The organism is Streptomyces cacaoi, assembly GCF_006539165.1.
GTDB lineage: Bacteria > Actinomycetota > Actinomycetes > Streptomycetales > Streptomycetaceae > Streptomyces > Streptomyces cacaoi.
The window spans coordinates 97,197-116,207 of sequence record NZ_BJMM01000020.1; the positions used below are offsets into that span (position 1 = coordinate 97,197).

General features: G+C 73.0%; 13 protein-coding genes. 8 read left to right on the forward strand and 5 right to left on the reverse strand.

Translation table 11 applies throughout. The features are described 5' to 3' along the window. Positions 1-24 precede the first annotated feature (24 nt). Together SCA03_RS19575 and SCA03_RS19580 are read right to left on the reverse strand one after the other, a co-directional pair. Positions 25-1,587 (reverse strand): sugar ABC transporter ATP-binding protein, encoded by a 1,563-nt coding sequence (locus SCA03_RS19575; protein WP_030877964.1) that lies wholly within the window; start codon positions 1,585-1,587, stop codon positions 25-27. Continuing rightward, the gene (locus SCA03_RS19580) at positions 1,584-2,618 is read right to left on the reverse strand and encodes a LacI family DNA-binding transcriptional regulator (protein WP_030889683.1); all 1,035 of its coding nucleotides are present in this window, start codon (positions 2,616-2,618) and stop codon (positions 1,584-1,586) included. The genes SCA03_RS19575 and SCA03_RS19580 overlap by 4 nt, the downstream gene beginning before the upstream one ends. 390 nt (positions 2,619-3,008) lie before the next feature. Here SCA03_RS19580 and recD2 point away from each other — a divergent pair, with 390 nt between their 5' ends. Beyond that, positions 3,009-5,273, forward strand: a complete 2,265-nt coding sequence (gene recD2 / locus SCA03_RS19585) for an SF1B family DNA helicase RecD2 (RefSeq protein ID WP_051846289.1) — start codon at positions 3,009-3,011, stop codon at positions 5,271-5,273. Between the two features lie 205 nt (positions 5,274-5,478). Beyond that, positions 5,479-6,795 carry a citrate synthase gene (locus SCA03_RS19590; RefSeq protein WP_078872897.1) on the forward strand — a complete coding sequence of 439 codons (1,317 nt, stop codon included), beginning with the start codon at positions 5,479-5,481 and terminating at the stop codon, positions 6,793-6,795. A gap of 622 nt (positions 6,796-7,417) precedes the next feature. On the opposite strand, the gene SCA03_RS19595 is transcribed toward SCA03_RS19590, so the two are convergent. Further along, positions 7,418-7,636: a heavy-metal-associated domain-containing protein gene (locus tag SCA03_RS19595; protein WP_030877976.1), complete on the reverse strand. Its 219-nt coding sequence runs from the start codon at positions 7,634-7,636 to the stop codon at positions 7,418-7,420. Between the two features lie 231 nt (positions 7,637-7,867). Between SCA03_RS19595 and SCA03_RS36840 the strand changes: the two genes are divergently transcribed. Continuing rightward, positions 7,868-8,647 (forward strand): VTT domain-containing protein, encoded by a 780-nt coding sequence (locus SCA03_RS36840; protein WP_141275533.1) that lies wholly within the window; start codon positions 7,868-7,870, stop codon positions 8,645-8,647. A gap of 334 nt (positions 8,648-8,981) precedes the next feature. Here the strand turns inward: SCA03_RS36840 and SCA03_RS19605 are convergent, their stop codons facing one another. Together SCA03_RS19605 and SCA03_RS19610 are read right to left on the reverse strand one after the other, a co-directional pair. Then, the gene (locus SCA03_RS19605) at positions 8,982-9,179 is read right to left on the reverse strand and encodes a helix-turn-helix transcriptional regulator (RefSeq protein WP_030889691.1); all 198 of its coding nucleotides are present in this window, start codon (positions 9,177-9,179) and stop codon (positions 8,982-8,984) included. 185 nt (positions 9,180-9,364) lie between these two features. Beyond that, a complete protein-coding gene (locus SCA03_RS19610) occupies positions 9,365-10,288 on the reverse strand; it encodes a sugar phosphate isomerase/epimerase family protein (protein WP_030889694.1) in 924 nt (307 codons plus the stop codon). Between the two features lie 473 nt (positions 10,289-10,761). Here SCA03_RS19610 and SCA03_RS19615 point away from each other — a divergent pair, with 473 nt between their 5' ends. The 5 genes from SCA03_RS19615 to SCA03_RS19635 all read left to right on the forward strand — a co-directional run bounded on the left by SCA03_RS19615 (position 10,762) and on the right by SCA03_RS19635 (position 18,802). Further along, positions 10,762-11,802 carry a 5-dehydro-2-deoxygluconokinase gene (locus SCA03_RS19615; RefSeq protein ID WP_086818295.1) on the forward strand — a complete coding sequence of 347 codons (1,041 nt, stop codon included), beginning with the start codon at positions 10,762-10,764 and terminating at the stop codon, positions 11,800-11,802. Between the two features lie 42 nt (positions 11,803-11,844). Next, on the forward strand, positions 11,845-12,744 hold the full coding sequence (locus tag SCA03_RS19620; protein WP_037850434.1) for a Cgl0159 family (beta/alpha)8-fold protein: 900 nt from the start codon (positions 11,845-11,847) through the stop codon (positions 12,742-12,744). Positions 12,745-13,020: 276 nt separating this feature from the next. Next, entirely contained in the window at positions 13,021-14,013 is a 993-nt protein-coding gene (iolB, locus tag SCA03_RS19625; RefSeq protein WP_086818294.1) for a 5-deoxy-glucuronate isomerase, read from the forward strand. Then, positions 14,010-15,899, forward strand: coding sequence for a 3D-(3,5/4)-trihydroxycyclohexane-1,2-dione acylhydrolase (decyclizing) (gene iolD, locus SCA03_RS19630; RefSeq protein ID WP_141275534.1), 1,890 nt, complete (start codon positions 14,010-14,012; stop codon positions 15,897-15,899). Before iolB ends, iolD begins: the two co-directional genes overlap by 4 nt. A gap of 353 nt (positions 15,900-16,252) precedes the next feature. Beyond that, positions 16,253-18,802, forward strand: coding sequence for an FUSC family protein (locus tag SCA03_RS19635; RefSeq protein WP_230988817.1), 2,550 nt, complete (start codon positions 16,253-16,255; stop codon positions 18,800-18,802). Positions 18,803-19,011: the final 209 nt, after the last annotated feature.

The following is a 19,011-nucleotide window of genomic DNA, read 5'->3' on the forward strand; positions in this document are numbered from 1 at the left end:
TCCAGGCGGTGACCCGGCTGCGTGTCAATGGCCACGGGGAGAGTCCTCCATCTCGCTCGTTCCTGGCGCGGAGGTACCGACGGCCAGCGCCATGACGGCGTCCTGCGTCGCGTCCCGCGCGGTCAGTTCGCCCGCGATCCGGCCCTGGGACATCACCAGGACCCGGTCGCTCATGCCCAGCACCTCGGGGAGGTCGCTGGAGATCATCAGCACCGCGTGGCCCGAGGCCGTCAGCTCGTTGATGAGCTGGTAGATCTCGACCTTGGCGCCCACGTCGATGCCGCGGGTGGGTTCGTCGAGGATCAGCACGCGGCTCTTGGCGAGCAGCCACTTGCCGATCACGACTTTCTGCTGGTTGCCGCCGGAGAGCGTGCGCACGTGCTGCTCCATGCCCGCCATGCGCACCCCCAGCCGTTCGGCGATCCGGGACGCCTCCTTGCGCAGTCCCGAGCGGTCCACCAGCCCGCCCGTGCTGGACTCGCGCAGGGTGACGAGGCCCAGGTTGTCGGTGACGGAGGCGTCCGGGAGCAGGCCCTGCCCCTTGCGGTCCTCCGGGACGAGGCCGAGCCCGGCGGCGTGCGAGGCCCACACGTCGCCGCGCGGCAGCTTCTTGCCGGCGACCTCGACGCGGCCCGCGTCGTACGGGTCGGCGCCGAAGACGGCACGGACGACCTCGGTACGGCCGGCGCCCACCAGGCCCGCGACGCCGACGACTTCGCCGGCGTGCACCTCGAAGCTGATGTCCTGGAAGACGCCCTGCCGGCGCAGCCCCGTCACCCGCAGCAGCGGCTGGTCCGCCGCCGCGGGGGTGCCGCTGCCGGCCTTGCGCGGGTACTGCTGCTCGATGCTGCGGCCCACCATCAGCGTGACGAGGTCGTCCTGGGGGGTGTTGGCCGGCACCTGGCCCACGCTGCGGCCGTCGCGCAGCACGGTGACCCGGTCGCCGATGGCCGGAATCTCCTCCAGATGGTGGGTGATCAGCACGATGCCGACGCCTTCCGAGCGCAGCCCGCGCACGATCCCGAAGAGCCGGTTGACCTCTTCGGAAGTGAGCACAGCTGTCGGCTCGTCCATGATGAGCACCCGGGCGCGGAGGCTGAGCGCCTTGGCGATCTCCACCATCTGACGTCCGGCGATGCCGAGTTCACGCACGGGTGTGCGCGGGGGCGCGGTGACGCCGACGCGCTTGAGCAGCGCCTGCGCGTCGGCCTCCATGCGCTTGCGGTCGACGATGCCGAAGCGGCGCGGCTGGCGCCCCAGAAAGAGGTTCTCGGCGATGGACAAATGCGGCACCAGATTGAATTCCTGGTGGATCGTGGCGATGCCGAGCTTCTCCGCGGCCTCCGCGTCGCCGATCCGCACGGCCTTGCCGTCGCACAGCACCCGTCCCGCGTCGGGACGGTGGGTGCCGGAGAGCACCTTGATGAGCGTGCTCTTGCCGGCGCCGTTCTCGCCCAGCAGTACGTGCACTTCGCCCGCGCGCAGATCGAAGTCGACACCGTCCAGGGCGACCACGCCCGGGAAGGTCTTGCGTATGCCCTCCGTGCGCAGCAGCTCCCGTGCCGGGGGCGGGTCCGGTGTGGTCAACGACGCGTCCTTTCGTCTTCGCCGCAGGAGCGGCGCGCTATGAGGTGGGCGGAGAGAGTGACGGAGCCGGCGCACCCCTCACCGGAGGGCGTCCGGGGGGAGCCCCACTCCACCAGGTCGGTCAGTGCGGCGACCGCGCGGTGCCCCAGCTCCTGGGTGGGCTGGGCGATCGCGGTGATCGGCGGGTCGGTGTGCAGGAACCAGGGGATGTCGTCGAAGGCCGCCAGGGCCACGTCCTCGGGCACCCGCAGCCCGAGCGTCCGCAGCTGGTCCATCACACCGAGCGCCATGAGGTTGTCGGTGGCGAACACCGCCTCGGGCGGCTCGGGCAGGGTGAAGAACGCCTCGGCCGCCTGCCGTCCGCTGGCCGTCTGGAAGTCGCCCTGGCCGATGTAGTGCTCGGGCAGGGGCAGCCCGAACTCGCACAGGGCCGAACGGAAGGCGCGTACCCGTTCGTTGCTGGTGGTGCTGGCGACGGGACCGGTGATGATGGCGATCCGGCGGTGCCCCAGCGCATACAGATGAGCGACGAGTTCCCGTACGGCCCCTCGCCCGTCGGCGCGGATCAGGGGCACGTCGAGCCCCTCGATCCAGCGGTCGACGAAGACCATCGGTATCCCGGAGACGGCCGCCTCCCGCAGCGCCACCGAGTCCCCCTCGGCGGGCGAGACGAGCAGCCCGTCGATGCGCCGGTCCAGCAGTGTGCGCACATGGTGGTCCTGGAGGGCGACCTGCTCGTCCGCGTTGCCGATGATCACGCTGTAGCCGCGGCTGCGTGCGGCGTCCTCCACCGCGCGGGCCAGCTCGGTGAAGAACGGGTTGAGCACATCGCTGATCACCAGCCCGAGGGTGCGTGTCTGGTCGGTGCGCAGCGACCGGGCCAGTGCGTTGGGCCGGTAGCGCAGCGCCGAGACCGCGGCCAGCACCCGCGCCCTGGTGTCCTCCCGCACCCCGCTGTGCCCGTTGAGCACGCGGGAAACCGTGGCCACGGAGACGCCCGCGTGCGCCGCGACGTCCTTGATGCCTGCCATTGCCGTGCCGGGTCCTGGGGTGGGAGGGAGGGAAGGGGCGGGAGGTGTGGAGCGGTCGAAAGAGGGCGGAGGGTCCAAAACGAGGGAAAGAGCGGAGAGAAGTGCGGAAAAGCGGAGTGATCGGGTGGGTCGTGCCGGCCGGCGAGCCGTCGGTACGGGAGGGAACCGAGGTGCCGGAGGGTGAACCGCCGCGGGGCGCAGGGCCGTTCGAGACGTCTGCCGGGTGCCCGTGGAATCGATTACATCGCACATGGAATGTGATGGGACCGCGGTGGCGCAAGGGTCCGATGCCAGATCGTGACCCAGGGGGGAATAAACAACTCCACTTACACGGAGGGTAGTTATCCACAGGCTCGGCGAGATTTTCCGGACGGGGCTACCGTCGGTGCCATGACGTCCAAGCCCGCCGTGCTCGAAGGTGTCCTGGAGCGCATCACCTACGCCAACGAGGAGAACGGCTACACCGTGGCCCGGGTCGACACCGGCAGGGGCGGCGAACTGCTCACCGTCGTCGGCGCCCTGCTCGGTGCGCAGGCCGGCGAGTCGCTGCGGATGGAGGGCCGCTGGGGCTCCCACCCGCAGTACGGCCGCCAGTTCCATGTGGACAACTACGTCACGGTGCTGCCCGCCACGATCCAGGGCATCCGCCGCTATCTGGGCTCCGGGCTGGTCAAGGGCATCGGCCCGCGCATCGCGGACCGCATCGTGACCCACTTCGGCGTCGAGACCCTGGAGATCATCGAGGCCGATGCGCAGCGGCTGGCCGAGGTGCCCGGGCTGGGCCCGAAGCGCACCAAACTGATCGCCGCCGCCTGGGAGGAACAGAAGGCGATCAAGGAGGTCATGGTCTTCCTCCAGGGCGTCGGCGTCTCCACCTCGATCGCGGTCCGCATCTACAAGCAGTACGGGGACGCCTCCATCTCGATGGTGCGCAACAACCCCTACCGCCTCGCGGCCGACGTCTGGGGCATCGGCTTCCTCACGGCCGACCGCATCGCCCGCTCCGTCGGCATCCCGCACGACAGCCCGGAGCGCGTCAAGTCCGGCCTCCAGTACACGCTTTCGCAGTCGGCCGACCAGGGGAACTGCTATCTGCCCGAGGAACGCCTCATCTCCGAGGCGGTCAAGCTGCTGGGGGTGGACACCGGCCTGGTCATCGACTGCCTGGGAGAGCTGGCGGACGAGGAGGAGGGCGTCGAGCGGGAGCCGGTGCCCGATCCGGAGGACGCGGAACGCACTGTCAACGCCGTCTATCTGGTGCCGTTCCAGCGCGCCGAGGTGTCCCTCTCGGCCCAGGTGCTGCGGCTGCTGCGCACCGGCGAGGACCGCCTCGCCGCCTTCCAGGACGTCGACTGGGAGCGCGCACTGGGCTGGCTGGCCGCGCGCACGGGCGCCGAACTCGCCCCGGAACAGCGGGAGGCGGTGCGCCTCGCGCTCACCCGCAAGGTCGCGGTGCTCACGGGCGGCCCCGGCTGCGGCAAGTCCTTCACGGTGCGCTCGGTGGTGGAGCTGGCCCGCGCCAAGCGCGCCCGGGTGCTGCTGGCCGCACCCACCGGGCGGGCGGCCAAGCGGCTCTCGGAGCTGACCGGCGCCGAGGCGTCCACGGTGCACCGGCTGCTGGAGCTGAAGCCCGGCGGGGACGCGGCCTACGACCGGGAGCGCCCGCTCCAGGCCGATCTGATCGTGGTGGACGAGGCGTCCATGCTCGATCTGCTGCTCGCGAACAAGCTGGTCAAGGCCGTGCCGCCGGGAGCGCACCTGCTGCTGGTGGGCGATGTCGACCAGCTGCCCTCGGTGGGCGCGGGCGAGGTGCTGCGCGATCTGCTGGCGGAGGGCGGCCCCGTCCCGGCGGTACGGCTGCGCCGGGTCTTCCGCCAGGCCCAGCAGTCCGGTGTGGTCACCAACGCGCACCGCATCAACGCCGGCGAGTACCCGCTGACCCAGGGCCTGCGGGACTTCTTCCTCTTCGTCGAGGAGGACACGGAGGAGGCCGGGCGGCTGACGGTCGACGTCGCCGCGCGCCGGGTCCCGGCCAAGTTCGGTCTGGATCCCCGGCGGGACGTCCAGGTGCTGGCGCCGATGCACCGCGGCCCGGCGGGCGCGGGCACCCTCAACGGCCTTCTCCAACAGGTGATCACCCCGGCCCGGCCGGATCTGCCCGAGCGCCGCTTCGGCGGACGGGTCTTCCGCGTCGGGGACAAGGTCACGCAGATCAGGAACAACTACGAAAAGGGGGAGAACGGCGTCTTCAACGGCACGGGCGGCATCGTCACGGCGCTCGATCAGGACGAACAGCGGCTCACGGTCCGTACCGAGGAGGACGAGGAGATCGGCTACGACTTCACCGAACTGGACGAGCTGGCGCACGCCTATGCGGTGACCATCCACCGCTCACAGGGCAGCGAGTACCCGGCGGTGGTGATCCCGGTGACGACCGGGGCCTGGATGATGCTCCAGCGCAATCTGCTCTACACCGCGGTCACCCGGGCCAAGAAGCTGGTCGTGCTGGTGGGTTCGCGGCGGGCGCTGGGCCAGGCGGTGCGCACCGTCTCGGCCGGCCGCCGGTGGACGGCGCTGGACCACCGGCTGAGCGGGGCGCTGCGCAGCGGCTCCGGCACCGCCGTCCCCGCGGAGGCCGCTGTGGCCGCCGGGTGATCCCGCAGGCCCGGACGGCGGCTCTCCCGACAGGCGGGCACGCTCCCGGGGGGTGACCATAACGGCTTGGAGGGTGCAGGATATCTAGCAGGGCGGCACTCCGTGCCACCATGGAGCCCTTCGGCTGACCCCCAGTGCACCGCACAGCACCTGATGGGGGAGAGTGGAAAGAGTCAGGGCACCTCGAAGAAGAGGCACTACGTCGGTGAGGGATGACGTGAGCGAACACCGCGACAGCGAGAACTCCGTAGTACTGCGGTACGGGGACGGCGAATACAGCTACCCGGTCGTCGACAGCACGGTGGGCGACCGTGGTGTCGACATCAGCAAGCTGCGTGCCCAGACCGGTCTGGTGACCCTGGACTCGGGATACGGCAACACCGCCGCGTACAAGTCCGCCATCACGTACCTCGACGGTGAGCAGGGCATCCTGCGCTACCGCGGCTACCCGATCGAGCAGCTGGCCGAGCGCGGGACCTTCCTGGAGACCGCCTACCTGCTGATCAACGGCGAGCTGCCCACCGTCGACGAGCTGACCTCGTTCAAGAACGAGATCACGCAGCACACGCTGCTGCACGAGGACGTCAAACGCTTCTACGACGGCTTCCCGCGCGACGCGCACCCGATGGCCATGCTGTCGTCGGTCGTCAGCGCGCTGTCCACCTTCTACCAGGACAGCCACAACCCGTTCGACGAGGAGCAGCGGCACCTGTCGACCATAAGGCTGCTGGCCAAGCTGCCGACGATCGCCGCGTACGCCTACAAGAAGGCCGTCGGGCACCCGGTGGTCTACCCGAGCAACGATCTCGGCTACGTCGAGAACTTCCTGCGGATGACCTTCTCGGTGCCGGCGCAGGAGTACGACCTCGACCCGACCGTGGTCAACGCCCTGGACAAGCTGCTGATCCTGCACGCCGACCACGAGCAGAACTGCTCGACGTCGACGGTGCGCCTGGTCGGCTCCTCGCAGGCGAACATGTTCGCCTCGATCTCCGCCGGCATCAACGCCCTGTGGGGCCCGCTGCACGGCGGGGCCAACCAGAGCGTGTTGGAGATGCTCCAGTCCATCCAGGCCGACGGTGGCGACGTCGACACCTTCATCCGCAAGGTGAAGAACAAGGAAGACGGCGTCAAGCTCATGGGCTTCGGACACCGCGTCTACAAGAACTTCGACCCCCGGGCGAAGATCATCAAGGCGGCGGCGCACGATGTCCTCTCCGCGCTGGGCAAGAGCGACGAGCTGCTGGACATCGCCCTGCGGCTGGAGGAGCACGCGCTCTCCGACGACTACTTCGTCGAGCGCAAGCTCTACCCGAACGTGGACTTCTACACCGGCCTGATCTACCGGGCCATGGGCTTCCCGACCAGCATGTTCACCGTGCTGTTCGCGCTGGGCCGGCTGCCCGGCTGGATCGCCCAGTGGCACGAGATGATCAAGGAGCCCAACTCCCGGATCGGCCGTCCGCGGCAGGTCTACACGGGCATCGTCGAGCGGGACTACGTCCCGGTCGAGGCCCGCTGACACCGGTCCCGGCAGACGGGCCGACGCGGGCGCCGGGGCGCCCGAGCGCGAGCACGGTGAAGGCTCCGATCCCAGGCGGATCGGAGCCTTCCGCATGTGTGCCAAATGTTTACGCGCGAGCAGTTGCCAGGGAGACGTAGGTCACAGAAATTGGGGGGTAACCATCTGCGGGGGTCGGGTGTCTAACCGGGTGGCGTCGGCCTCCCGGCGGATTCCGACGCCCGTCACCGGAGGCGTCTTGGGGGACGCGAACGGTGAAGAAGGGGTGAACGTGCCCGGGGAGCTTTGAGCGGCCCTCCCGCTGTACGTGCAGCCAGAAAGCGCCCGGCCAGGATCCCGTGGGGGGAATCCATGACCGGGAAACGGAAAGCGCCCCGTCGACGGGCCCGTGGGGGGACCTGGCCGACGGGGCGCTTTTTCCTGCCCGTTGGACGAGGGGGGCGGAACCCGCCGGACGCGGGCGGGGAACCTTGAGCCTCGGGGCTTCCCGAGCGCCGGGCCCCGGGCTTCGCGCGCCTGGTGCGGCGGGCGTCGCCCGGGCGGACCGTTCGCTGTGCGCGGATGCCCGGAATGCGGTAGAGCGGGCCCGGCGCGATACTGAAGGGGTGCGGGGCGGCGGGTGTCAGGCGGCGTCGACCACGTCGTAGCCGGCCTCGTCCACGGCCTCGCGTACGGCGGCGTCGTCCAGCGGGCCGGAGGAGGTGATGGTGACCTCTCCGGTGGCGGCCACGGCCTTCACGGCGGAGACGCCCTCGATCTTCGAGATCTCCTCCGAGATCGCGTTCTCGCAGTGTCCGCAGCTCATGCCGGAGACCTTGTACTGCGTCGTGACGGTGCTCATGGCGACTCCTCGCTCTCGGTCGTTGCCGCACGGGTGATGACCAGGTGCCGGTGACGGCCCCGTGCGGGTTCAGCGTATACCCCCCAGAGGTATGGCGTCACCCTGCTCGGAGGGGGCTGGTCCGCGGTCCGTTCGCGGTCTTGCGGAGGTCCCCCCGGGTGCAGGGAGGTCCGCCGTGCGTGCGGAGTCCGCCGTGCGTGCGGAGGTCGGCAGGGATGGACGGAGGCCGGGATGGACGGCTTCGGCGGGTTCGGTGGTGCCGAGGGTGCGGTGTGGCTCTACACGCTGCTCGCGGTCACCACGCTGCCGCCCGCTGTGCCCAACTCGGCCCTCATCGCCGCTGCCGGGGCGCTCGCCGCCTCGGGGCGGCTCTCGCTGCCGCTGGTGCTGCTGGTCGTCGCGGGCAGCGCCGTCGCCGGGGACGCCGTCATCCACCTGCTGGGGCGGTGGGCCGGACGTCCACTGCGGGCCTGGGCCGCGACCGGTGCGCGCAGACGGGCGGCGCTGGGGTGGACGGCCGAGCGGATCCGGCGGCACGGGGTGCCTTTCGTGGTGGCTGTCCGGTTTCTCCCCGCCGGGCGGATCACCGGTGGAGCGGCGGCCGGAGCCGTCGGCTATCCGGTGCGCCGGTTTCTGCTGGGTGCGGGGATCGCCGAACTGCTGTGGGCCGGTTACGGCGTCGGTATCGGCTACGGCGGCGGCACCGTGCTGGCCGGCACCTGGCCGGGGCTGCTGCTGGGCGTCGGTGCCTCGGTGGTGCTGGCCGTCCTCGCCTCCGTCGCCGGGCGGGTGGTACGTGGCGCTGCGCGCGGTGGTCCGGGGGACGGGCCCGGCGGGGCGGAGGGCTCGGGTGGGGCTGGTGGCCCGGGCGGCCCAGGCGGAGACGGTGGCCTGGGTGCTGGCCTGGGCGGGGATGGTGGTGGCCCGGGTGAGGTGGGCGGCTCCGGCGGAGCTGGTGGCCGGTCCGGCGGAGGTGGCTCGGCCGGGGGAGGTGGCCCGGGGTGCAGGTGAGCGGCTGCGGTCGGGCACGGTGGCCAGGTCGGGAAGGTGGCCCGGGGTGCAGGTGTGGGGCACGGCCGGAAAGGCGGCCTGGGCAAGGCGGGCGGCTGTGGTCGGGCAACGCAGCCAGGCCGGAGGGGCGGCCGGAGTGCAGGTCGGAGGGTGCGGCCGGATGCAGGGCAGGGTTGCGGCCGGGTGCAGGGCAGGGGTGCGGTCAGGTTGGGGGTCCGAGTGGGTGGGGTGAATGACGTGCGTGAGGTGGCGTGGGTGGGGTGAAGGGAGCGGAACGCCCCGCCTGCCGGTGGGGGCGGTGGGCGGGGCGGAGGGGGTGGAGGGGGTCGGATGGTCAGTCGGGGGTGGGGCGGTAGCCGGGGCGGCGGGTCACCCAGTCGCGGATGGTGTCCGCGTACCAGAAGGGTCTGCGTCCCTCGACGAGGTCGGGTGCGGGGAGCAGACCGTGCTTGCGGTAGGAGCGCACCGTGTCCGGCTGGACGCGGATGTGCGCGGCGATCTCCTTGTACGACCAGAGTTGCCGGTCGGCCATCTCTCGTACCTCCGAGGGTTCGGCTGGGGAACGGGTCAGCCTGTGGTGTGAACGGCACGGAGGGGGAAAGTGGGAGGGCCTGTCGGGCTGCTGTGACGACAGATCGGCACAACGGTGACAACTGTGACGTTTTGGCGAACTTTCCCGCCCCGGAGGGGAGTTCGCCGTCCGGGGCGGGCCGGGCGTCAGGCGCCGCAGGAGCGCAGGAAGCGGCGGGTGCGCTCGGCGATGGGGAACGGCTGGTCGGGCGGGCAGGGGTACATGTCCTGTTCGACGATGGCGAAGAGGTCGATGCCCAGGCCCTGCGCCGCGGTGAGCACCGGACCCAACTCCGGTACGCCGTGCGGGGGTTCGCACATCACGCCCTGGCGTACGGCGGGCCCGAACGGTGTGCCGTCGCGGACGACGCCGTCGAGGATCTCCGGGTCGACCTGTTTGAGGTGCAGATAGCCGAGGCGTTCGCCGTAGGTCTCGATGAGCCGGACGCTGTCGCCCCCGCAGTAGGCGTAGTGGCCGGTGTCCAGGCACAGGTCGACGACGTCGGGGTCGGTCGCGTCCAGGAAGCGGGTGACGTGTTCCTCGGTGTCGATATGGGTGTCGGCGTGCGGGTGGACGGCGATGCGCAGCCCGTGGCGTTCGCGTACCTCGCGGCCCAGCCGTTCCGTCCCCGAGGCGAGATGGCGCCACTGCTCGGCGGTGAGTTCGGGCGGTTCGATGAGGGCGGCCGTCCGGTCGTCGCGCCAGAAGGAGGGGATGACCACCAGGTGCTCCCCGCCCACCGCGCGGGTCAGTTCGGCGACGCGGGAGACGTGTTCCCAGGTCTCGTCCCAGACGGCGGGGCCGCGGTGCAGCGAGGTGAAGACGGTGCCGGCCGAGACCCGCAGGCCGCGGGCCGTGACCTCGTCGGTGAGGCGGGCCGGGTCGGTCGGGAGGTAGCCGTAGGGGCCCAGCTCGATCCACGAGTAGCCGGCCCGGGACACCTCGTCGAGGAAGCGTTGCCAGGGCACCTGGGCCGGGTCGTCGGGGAACCAGACGCCCCAGGAGTCGGGCGCGGAGCCGACGCGGATGCGGTCGAGGGCGGGGGCGGATGAGGGGCTGCCGCGAGTCATGGGGTGAGCCAAACCCGTGGGCGGTACCGCGGTCAAGGGTTTGTCAGGACAACCTGTCGCCCTGTTGTCCGTTCCGGCGGCACCGAAGTCCGGTGCGGGGCACGGGTGTTGGCGGCACCCCGGGTGTGCGCCCGTGCGCCGTCGGGGTCCGCTCCGCCGGTGTCGGGTCCGCTCCGCCGGTGCACCGCTCCCGCGTCGGAGGTCAATATGTAAGGACAAATCATTGACAGGGGTGTGCGGCCGGTCCGACGATGAGGGCCGGCCGGGGCGGGCCGGTACGGACCGGGGTGGTGCGGGGGCCCGTCCGGTGTGGGACGAGCCGGAAGGGGCGCGGCATGACCGAGCAGCACCGGGAGGCGACACCCGGGCGCGCGGCACGGAACGGCGAACGGCCTGCCGGGGCGCGACGGACGTCCGGCGGCGCGGCCGTCGACGGCGGAGGAGGGCCGGGCGCCGGCCACGACGTGGTCACCATGGGCCGCATCGGCGTCGACATCTATCCGCTCCAGACCGGCGTTCCGCTCCAGCACGTGGAGAGCTTCGGGAAGTTCCTCGGCGGCTCCGCCACCAATGTGGCGGTCGCGGGTGCGCGGCTCGGCCGGTCGACGGCCGTCATCAGCCGCACCGGTGACGACCCGTTCGGCATCTACTGCCACGAGGCGCTGCGCGGATTCGCGGTGGACGACCGCTGGGTGCGTCCCGTCGCGCGGTATCCGACGCCCGTCACCTTCTGCGAGATCTTCCCGCCCGACGACTTCCCGCTGTACTTCTACCGGCAGCCCAAGGCGCCCGATCTGGAGATCCACCCCGGCGAGCTGGACACCGCGGGGATCGCCGCCGCGCGCATCTTCTGGGTGACCGGCACCGGGCTGTGCGCCGAGCCGAGCCGCGCCGCCACACTCGCGGCGCTCGCCCACCGCGACGCGGCACACGGCGGTGACGGCGACGGCGGTCGGGACGACGGCGGTGACGGCGGTGACAGCGACGGCGATACGGGGGCGGCGGTCCCCGGCCGGGCGGTCGCCACCGTCTTCGATCTCGACTGGCGGCCCATGTTCTGGGGCGCCGACGCCGCCGGGGGCCGTACCGCGGCCGAGGCCATGGCCGCCGCCCGGCCCGTCTACCGCGAGGCGCTCGCCCACGCCACGGTCGCCGTCGGCAACCTCGCCGAGTGCGAGGTCGCCACCGGTGAGCGCGAACCCCGGGCGTGCGCCGAGGCGTTGCTCGCCGCCGGGCCCGAACTGGCCGTCGTCAAACAGGGGCCCGACGGAGTGCTCGCGGTGCGCCGGGACGGCACGGCCGCCGAGGTTCCACCGCACCCGGTGGAGGTCGTCAACGGGCTCGGGGCGGGCGACGCGTTCGGCGGGGCGCTCTGCCACGGGCTGCTGGCCGGCTGGGACCTGGAGTACCTGATGCGCTACGCCAACGCCGCCGGGGCACTGGTCGCCTCCCGGCTGGCCTGCTCGTCCGCCATGCCCCGGGCTCGGGAGGTCGAGGCCCTGCTGGCCGGCTGAACCCGCGCCCGACGGCGCGAACCCCCCGAAGGAGAGCCCCCGTTGAGCCACAGCACCGTCACCCGCATCTCCCAGCTCGCCCAGGTGCGGGCCCGGCACCCCGAGGCCGTCGCCGAGGCGGCGGCGCGGCGCACCCGGCGCCGGCTGCTGGACGACAGCGGCCGGCTGATGATCGTCGCGGCCGACCATCCGGCGCGCGGCGCGCTCTCCGCCGGCGGGGACGCGCTGGCCATGGCCCACCGGGCACGGCTCCTCGAACGCCTGCTGCTCGCCCTGTCCCGGCCCGGCGTCGACGGAGTGCTGGCCGGCGCCGATGTGCTGGAGGATCTGCTGCTGCTCGGCGCGCTGGAGGAGAAGATCGTGCTGGGCTCCATGAACCGGGGCGGGCTCGCCGGGGCCTGTTTCGAGCTGGACGACCGGTTCACCGGCCACCGCGCCGAGGACCTCGACCGGCTCCGCTTCGACGCCGGGAAGCTCCTGCTGCGCATCGACTACGACGACCCCGGCTCGGTCCGCACCCTGCACGCCGCGGCCCGCACGATCGACGACATGGCGGCGCGCCGGCTGCCGGTCTTCGTCGAGCCGTTCCTCGCCCGGCGGGCCGGCGGCACCGTACGCAACGATCTGAGCGGCCCGGCCGTCGCCCGCTCGGTGGCCATCGCCTCCGGCCTCGGCGGCACCTCGGCCTACACCTGGCTGAAGCTGCCGGTCACCGCCGACCCGGACGACACGGCCTGGGCGTACGAGACCTCCACGCTGCCGGTCGTCCTGCTGGGCGGAGACGTGGACGGCGATCAGGAGGGTACGTACGGGAGATGGCGTACGGCACTGCGGCTCCCCACCGTGCGGGGGCTCGTCGTCGGGCGGTCGCTGCTGTATCCGCCGGACGGGGACGTGGCGGCGGCGGTGGACACGGCCGTCACCCTGCTCAAGAACCCGTGACGCCGCCGTGCGGACGCGCGTTCCGCGTGCGCGGGCTCACGGGACGCAGCGCGGCGGCGGGACGCAGCACGGGCGGCACCGGGGCGGACGGCCGTGGTGCGGAGGACGCGAGAGGACTCGGGGCACGCGACGTGACACGAGGTGAACGAGGGCCGACGAGGAACAACGAGGGCCGACGAGGAACAACGAGGGCCGACGAGGAACAACGAGGGACAACGAGGAACAACGAGGGGCAACGAGGAAGAACAGGGAAAACGAGGAGAGGGGCCTGACGCCATGACGACCGGCAGTGACCACCGCTTCCACCTTTCCGGCCGGAGCGCGGCACCACCCTCCGGCCCGTACACGCTCGACATCCGTCCCGAGTCGGCGGGCTGGGGCCACTCCTCGCTGCGGGTGCTGCCGCTGGAGCCGGGCGGCGCGCACCGGTTCGACGCGGGCGACAGCGAGTGGATCGTGCTGCCGCTCGCCGGGGCCTGCACGGTCACCGTGGACGGCACCCACTTCGCGTTGCACGGCAGGGAGAGCGTGTTCGCCTCGGTGAGCGACTTCGTGTACGCGCCGCGGGACGCCGCCGTCGAGGTGCGCAGCGCATCCGGCGGTCGGTTCGCGCTCGCCGGGGCGCGGTGCGCACGGCGGCTGCCCGCGCGGTACGGGCCCGCCGGGGACGTGCCCGTCGAACTGCGCGGGGCCGGGCAGTGCTCACGGCAGGTCAACAACTTCGCCGCCGCGCACGTCTTCGAGGCCGACCGGCTCATCGCCGTCGAGGTGCTCACCCCGGGCGGCAACTGGTCCTCGTACCCGCCGCACAAGCACGACGAGTCGAGGGAAGGGCAGGAGAGCGAGCTGGAGGAGATCTACTACTACGAGATCGCCCCGCACCGCGGCCCCGACGGGGCCGAGACGCCGGGGCTCGGCTACCAGCGGGTGACGCCGAGCGGGAACGGCCGCGGCACCGACGTGCTCGCCGAGGTGCGCGGCGGCGACGCCGTCCTCATCCCCGACGGCTGGCACGGGCCCTCGATGGCGGCGCCGGGGCACGACATGTACTACCTGAACGTGATGGCCGGCCCGGGCGCCGACCGGGCATGGCTCATCCGCGACCACCCGGACCACGCGTGGATCCGCGGCACCTGGGACGGCACGGCGGTCGACCCCCGGCTCCCGTTCTACGACGCCGGGGTGCCGCGGCGGACCGCTCCGGCCGGGGACGCCGGGACGGGCGGCCCGCGAGCGCACGCATCGGCAGCGGGGGAGGGCCGGCAGTGAGCACCGTCGAACTCACCACCGCGCAGGCGCTCGTGCGCTTCCTCGCCGCCCAGTACACCGAACGCGACGGCGTACGGCGCCGGTTGATCGCCTCCTGCTGGGGCATCTTCGGCCACGGCAACGTCGCCGGGGTCGGCCAGGCGCTGGTGGAGAGCGGGCAGGGCCCCGGCGCGCCGCTGCCGTTCCACCAGGGCCGCAACGAGCAGGCCATGGTGCACGCCGCCGTCGGCTTCGCCCGGCAGCACAACAGGCTGTCGGCGCAGGCCGTCACCACCTCCATCGGTCCCGGCGCCACCAACCTGGTCACCGGCGCCGCCCTCGCCACCGTCAACCGGCTGCCCGTGCTGCTGCTGCCCGGCGACACCTTCGCCTCCCGCATCCCCGACCCCGTCCTCCAGCAGCTGGAGGTCCCGTACGCCGGTGACCTGTCCGTCAACGACGCGCTGCGGCCCGTCTCCCGGTACTTCGACCGCGTCACCCGGCCCGAGGCGCTGATCCCCGCCGCGCTCCAGGCGATGCGGGTGCTCGCCGACCCCGCCGGCACCGGCGCCGTCACCCTCGCCCTCCCGCAGGACGTGCAGGCCGAGGCGTACGCATGGCCGCGGGAGTTCTTCGCCGAGCGCGTCTGGCGCGTGCCCCGGCCCGCACCCGACCCGGACGTGCTCGACGAGGTCGCGGCGGCCGTCCGGGCCGCCCGGCGCCCCCTGCTGGTGGCCGGCGGCGGCGTCCACCACAGCGAGGCCGAGGACGCGCTGCGCACCCTCGCCGACGCCACCGGCATCCCCGTCGCCTCCACCCAGGCGGGCAAGGGCTCGCTGCGGCACGACCACCCCGCCGACGTCGGCGGGATCGGCCACACCGGTACCGCCGTCGCCGACGCGCTCGCCCGCGAGGCCGATCTCGTGCTGGGCGTCGGCACCCGCTGGACCGACTTCACCACCGCCTCCGGCACCCTCTTCGCCGCGGACGGCGTACGGTTCGCCAACCTCAACATCGCGGCCTTCGACGGCCACAAGATGGGCGCCACCTGCCTCGTCGCCGACGCCCGCGCCGGCCTCGAAGCCCTCACCCGGGCACTGCGCGGGCACCGCGTCCCCGCCGGGCACGAGGCCGCGTACACCGAGGGCAAGAAGCGCTGGGAGCGCACTGTCGCCGAGGCGTTCGCGCCGGACCCGTTCGACGCCGGGGCCCGGCCCTCCCAGACGCAGGTGCTCGGCGCGCTCGACGCGGTCGTCGACGACGAGGACGTCGTCGTCAACGCCGCCGGCTCGCTCCCCGGCGATCTGCACAAGCTGTGGCGGGCCCGCAGCCCGCGCCAGTACCACCTGGAGTACGGCTACTCCTGCATGGGGTACGAGATCCCGGCCGCCATCGGCGTGGGGCTGGCGGACCCGGACCGCCATGTGTGGGCGCTGGTCGGCGACGGGACGTACCTGATGATGCCCGGCGAGATCGTCACCGCCGTCCAGGAGGGCTCCCGGCTCACCGTCGTCCTCGTGCAGAACCACGGCTACGCCTCCATCGGCGCGCTCTCCGAACAGACCGGCGCCGAACGCTTCGGCACCGCCTACCGGTTCCGGGACGCCGACGGCGGCTACACCGGCGCCCCGCTGCCCGTCGACCTCGCCGCCAACGCCGCCTCACTCGGCCTGGAGGTGTGGCGCGCCGGCACCGTCGACGAACTCCGCGCCGCGTTCGCCGCCGCCCGCGCGAGCGGCCGGCCCGGCTGCGTGTACGTGGAGACCGACCCGGACCCCGCCGTGCCCGCGCCCGGCCCCGAAGCCTGGTGGGACGTCGTCGTCGCCGAAACCGCCACCCGCCCCGCAGCCCGCGAGGCCCGCACCCACTACAACCACAACCGCTCCCACCAACGCCACCACCTGTAGCCCCCCAGCCCCGGTGAGGGGCGCGGGGAACTGCGCGAGCGACCACGATGGCGGGAGGGCCGGCTGACGGCGGGGAGGGGCGGCCCCGTCAGGGGGCGCGGGGAACTGCGCGAGCAACCACGGCGGCGGGAGGGCCGGCTGACGGCGGGTAACCACCTCGTACGGCCGGAACACCGCACGGCCGAACCGGGATGGCGAGACGTCAGCCCGAGGACACGACGGGGAAGCGCACCGGAAGCGGCCAGGGGCCGGGGGGGCTCGGCACAAGGCCCCGGGCAACCGCGACGGCGGCAGCCGTACGCCGCGAGAACGGGGCCCGGAACCCCACCCTCCGGGCCCCGTAAGCTCGAACCATGCTCAGCTCCCCGCTCCGCACCGTGACGGCCTCCACCCGCTCCTGGGCCCACGCCCTGGCGGAGACCTCACGCTCCGGCCTGAGCGTGGAACGCACGTCCCTCACCCCGCTGATCGCCGTCCGCGGCGCCTGCGGCGTCGGCATCGTCGTCTTCCTGGCGCTCGCGGTCGGCTCACCGCAACTGGCGGTCTCCAGCGCCTTCGGCGCGTTCGCCTCCGGCGTCGCCACCTTCCAGCGCAGCTGGCGGCCCCGCCCCGTCCTGGCGCTGTCCGCCGCGGGCGGCCTGGCGGTCTCCACCTTCCTCGGCTATCTCCTGGTGGCCTGGCCCCCGGCGTTCGTGCTGCTGCTCGCGCTGTGGGCGTTCCTGGCCGGGATGGCCTGGGGCATGGGCCCGACGTCGGGTGTGGTCGCGGCCTTCAACATCGCCGTGATGCTGATCACCGTCACCCTGCCGACGAGCATCCTGGGCGCGGTGAGCCACGCCGTGCTCATCGCCGCCGGCGGCGTCGTACAGGCCGGGCTGATCGTGCTGTTCCCGGTGCGGCCGTGGGGCGAGCGGCGCGACACCCTCGCCGACGCGCTCGCCGGCGTCGCCGACTACGCGCGCCGGCTGCGGCACGACCCGATGGCGCCGTTCGACCCGGAGCCGCTGATCCAGGCCCGCAGCGCCGCCGCCGTCACACCGCGTCAGGCCCGTCGTAGGCCGCGCCAGTTGCACGGCTACCGTGCGATGGCCGAGCGTTTCCGGCCGGTCCTCGCCTCGCTCGCCGATCCGGTGGTGGGCGGCGCCCCGCTCGTCGGCCCGGAACGCGACCGGGTGCGTGAGCTGCTGCTGGCCGCCGCGACCGTCCTCGACGCGACGGCGCGCGCGGTCCGCCGCGGGGAGCGGGTCCGGCTGCCCGACCAGGCCCTCGACGTGCTCCAGGTGCCCAAGAGTGGCCCGGTGTTGAGCGGTCCGGCGCGCCGGGCGGCGCTGCGGCTGATCGCGCTCACGGACGACGCCGTCGAGGCCGCGCAGGAACCCGTGGAGATCACCCGGGGCGGCCTGCTGTCGCGGGTGACCTGGCACACCGCGGACCGTGCCGGGCGCCGCCCCGGCTTCCCCGACCACAGCTCGGACATCGGCGGCAGCCTCGACGGCCCGTACGGGCCCGACCCGCAGGACGAGGCGCGGGAGCGGGCGGAGGCCGAGGCGCTCGCCGCCGGAAGCCGCAAGGCGCAGGGCGGCAAGCACACACCGGCCGCCGGGCACGCGCTCGCCCGCCCCCGGCATCTGCACATGCCGACGCTGGCCGCGATGGTGCCGATCGCGCTGCGCGCGGTGCGGCGCGAACTCCACTGGTCCTCGCCGATCCTGCGGCACGCGCTGCGGGTCAGCGGTGTCGCCTCGGCCGGCTACCTGCTCGGCAAGGCGCTGCCGCCGGCGCACGGGTACTGGGTGCCGCTGACGGCGGTGATGGTGCTGCGGCCGGACTTCTCCCGCACCTACGAGCGGGGGGTCGGCCGGTTCGTCGGCACCCTGTTCGGGGTGGGGCTCGGCGGCACCGTCATGGCGCTCGTCGACCCGGGGCCGTATGCGGCGGCGGGGCTGGCGGTGCTGGCCGTCGCCACCCAGTACCTGCTGATGCGCACCGGGTACGTCATCTCCTCGGTGTGCACGGGCGCCTATGTCGTCTTCCTGCTCGGCATCCTGGGCGCCGAGTGGTACCAGACGGCCTACGAGCGGGTCGGCCTCACCGCGCTCGGCGGAGTGCTGGCCATGCTCAGTTACGCGCTCTTCCCCGCCTGGGAGACGCCGTTGCTGCGCGACCGGCTCGCCGACTGGCTGGCGGCGACCGGCCGGTACGTCATGGCCGTGTTCGACGCCTTCGCCCAGCCTGCCGAGCGTCGGCCACGGCAGGTCCGTGAGGCGCTGCTGGACAGCCGGGCGGCCCGTCAGGAGTGGGAGCAGACGGCCAGCCGCGCGGAGGCCGAGCCCGTCCGCCGGCACGGCCGGATCTCCCGCCGCTCGGCGAACGACGCACAGTCCGCGCTCGTGACACTGGGGCGGGCGGCCATGCTGCTGGAGGCCCACATCCCGGACCGGGACGCGCAGCCGTCCGAGGGCGCGGGCCGGTTGACGGCGGCGCTGGCCCCGGCGCTGTCGGAGGCGGTCACGGCGATCCGCAAGAGCCGGCCGGTGGACTGGTCGCAGGTGCGGGAGGCCGTCCGGCAGTGGGAGGACGACCAGCAGCAGGGGCCGCCGCCGGTCGGGCTGCGTACCGCCGAGCTGATCATGGATGCGCTGGACGATCTGGCCGGTGCGGTGGCGCCTCCCGCGCGGGGGGAGGAGGCTCGTGCGGCGCAGGGGGGTGGGGCCGCCGGTGCGGTGTCGCTCCGCGAGGGGGAGGGGGGCCCGGAGCGGGCTCGGGCCGATGCGGTGGGGGTGTCGGATGGGGAGGAGCGGGGGGCTCGTGAGGAGCAGGGTGCTCGGGGTGAGCAGGGTGCTCGGGGGGAGCGGGACGGGGACGAGCCGTGGGAGGGTGGGCAGGACGACTGGGCGCGCTGAACCTCCGTGGTGGCGGCTGTCGTTGGTCGCGCCGTACTTCTCGATGGGCCTTGCGGCCCTCCGTGTCCGGTGTCCCTTGTGGGGGTCTTCTGCTGTCGGCCGTCCTTCGCGTCGTTGTGGTTGCTCGCGCAGTTCCCCGCGCCCCTTTTGGGGCTTGCTGCCGTGGGTTGTCTTCCGCGTCGTTGTGGTTGGTCGCGCAGTTCCCCGCG